Source organism: Ruegeria sp. YTSA144 (assembly GCF_059610125.1).
Map to the genome: position 1 here is coordinate 1 of NZ_JBXWNA010000024.1, position 2,354 is coordinate 2,354.

Annotated in this window: 2 protein-coding genes; one reads left to right on the plus strand and one right to left on the minus strand. The window is 58.0% G+C overall.

All coding sequences use genetic code 11. From position 1 onward, the window contains the following. Positions 1-123 precede the first annotated feature (123 nt). The gene (locus tag AC2FF8_RS20490; protein WP_170347665.1) at positions 124-1,101 is read left to right on the plus strand and encodes an HpcH/HpaI aldolase/citrate lyase family protein; all 978 of its coding nucleotides are present in this window, start codon (positions 124-126) and stop codon (positions 1,099-1,101) included. A gap of 69 nt (positions 1,102-1,170) precedes the next feature. Here the strand turns inward: AC2FF8_RS20490 and AC2FF8_RS20495 are convergent, their stop codons facing one another. Continuing rightward, positions 1,171-2,172 (minus strand): helix-turn-helix domain-containing protein, encoded by a 1,002-nt coding sequence (locus AC2FF8_RS20495; protein WP_496880596.1) that lies wholly within the window; start codon positions 2,170-2,172, stop codon positions 1,171-1,173. Positions 2,173-2,354 lie beyond the last annotated feature (182 nt).

The following is a 2,354-nucleotide window of genomic DNA, read 5'->3' on the forward strand; positions in this document are numbered from 1 at the left end:
GGCCTGGCTGCCAATGGCGAAGACGGCAACGGCGCCGTCGAAGCCAAGGTCAAGGCCGAAGTCGCAGACCTCTGCGCACGTTTCCCGATCTATCCGAACCTGTAAGACGAAGGACCCGAATCCATGAGCTTTCATTCCATCGACCAAGCCCCAGCCCGTCTGAACCGCAGTGAATTGGCCGTACCCGGCAGCCAACCCGGAATGTTCGAAAAGGCAGCCAAATCCGATGTGGACGTCATTTTCCTTGATCTGGAAGACGCTGTTGCGCCGGATGAAAAAGAACAGGCCCGCAGGAACATCATTCAGGCGCTGAACGACATCGACTGGGGCAACAAGACCATGTCGGTTCGGATCAACGGTCTGGACACGCATTACATGTACCGCGACGTCGTCGATGTGGTCGAGCAGGCTGGTGAACGCCTTGATCTGATCATGGTCCCCAAGGTCGGGACGGCTGCTGATGTCTATGCCGTCGATATGCTGGTGACCCAGATCGAAGACGCCAAGGGTTACAAAAAACGGATCGGGTTCGAGCACATCATCGAAACCGCGCTTGGCATGCAGAATGTCAGTGAGATTGCGGCAGCATCCAAGCGCAATGAAAGCCTGCACTTCGGCGTGGCTGACTATGCGGCCTCGACCCGTGCGCGCACCACGATCATCGGCGGTGTGAACCCGGACTACTCTGTTTTGACCGATGCGGATTCGGACGGTGGGCGCCAGACCCATTGGGGTGATATGTGGCATTATGCACTGGCCCGCATGGTGGTTGCGGCGCGCGCCAACGGACTGCGCCCGATTGATGGGCCTTTTGGCGATTTTCAGGACCCGGACGGTTACAAGGCCGCCGCAAAACGCGCCGCCGTTCTGGGTTGCGAGGGCAAATGGGCCATTCATCCAAGCCAGATCGCACTTGCCAACGAGGTGATGTCGCCGTCGGACGCCGAGGTCAACAAGGCACAGCGCATTCTCGTCGCCATGGCCGAGGCCGAAGCCGATGGAAAAGGCGCTGTTTCGCTGGACGGCCGGCTGATAGATTACGCCTCGATCCGTCAGGCCGAAGTGCTGGTGGAAAAGGCAAGCCAGATTGCTGCGGCGTGAACCAAACCAAAGTTGCGTGGGCAAACTGCCCACGCGATATCATCGCCCGTTGCGCACGTCGAAGAAATGCTAGGATCCTTCCGGCGCCATCGACCCCATGAACCGACGGTCGCGCACATCATCCGGGCTGGTTTTGTAGCAGCGTTGAAACGCACGTTTCAAAGCGACGGTCGATGAAAAACCAGTGGCTGCCGAGATTTCGATCTGCGACATGTTCGTGAACTGCAACAGGTTCTGCGCCCGTTCCAGACGAAGCTCCTTGTACGTGGAAAGAAGCTTTGCACCGGTTTTGCTCAGGAACCGTCGTTGCAGCTGCCGCGTCGAGGTTTTGAGCAAACGGGAAAGATCGGAAATCGTCAGAGGATCTTCGATGTTTTCCAGCATCGCATCCAAAGTACGCACCACCAAAAGATCACCCTTTGCCCTGTGCACCAACCGGGCGGCCAACCTGCTTTCGTGTTTTTGCGTGGGTTCGGTCAGACCAATATAGCTGCGCAGTGCGTCCGCTATATGCTCTCCGTGATCCATGGACACGAATTCGGACAACAGCCGCAACGCGCTCAGTCTGCTGGTTGCGCTGTGGGGGTGCCCGTCGGCGGCCAGATGGGTTGCCGCACCGCAGCTTTCCAATCCGCTTTCCAGCGCGGCCGCAGCAAAGTTGGGATGAACCGCAACGATGTTTCGGCCCGCTCTGCCCAGTTGCACCAGCAGCAGGACAGCTCCGCCGACCAGAACGGTCCTTGAAGACAGGTTGAGAACTTGCGAAATCCAGCTTCTGCGCGGACCGGAGACGTCCCAGTTGTTCTCCAGGTCGCCCCAGAATATTGCCGTCCGACCTGTCCAATAAAGAGGCCCGCCGACCGAGTCATTTCCGGACACCCGGAGATTGACGACGTAAGAGCAGTTTTCGACCAGGCTGTTCAGTGCTTGATAGAACTCGACGACGATTTCAGCCGATGCCAGCGCCCGCGTGTCGCTGAGGATAACATCGATGTGTTTTAATCTTTCTGGCACCTCCGGCCCGGTCTTTGCCAGGTTGGGGCGATCATTTGCGAGGACATAGTGTTTCATTGTTCCTCCATCGAATTGACGAGAGGCAGCGCCTCGCTGGACGCTGCCCTCATTTTCGGATTTCAATCCGCTAGGGCAAAAGGCGGATTGCTATGCCCGGTTCCCTATTCCGCGGCGTCTTGGTATGCGTCCATTGGGGGGCATGTGCAGACGAGGTTTCGGTCGCCGTATGCGTTGTCGAC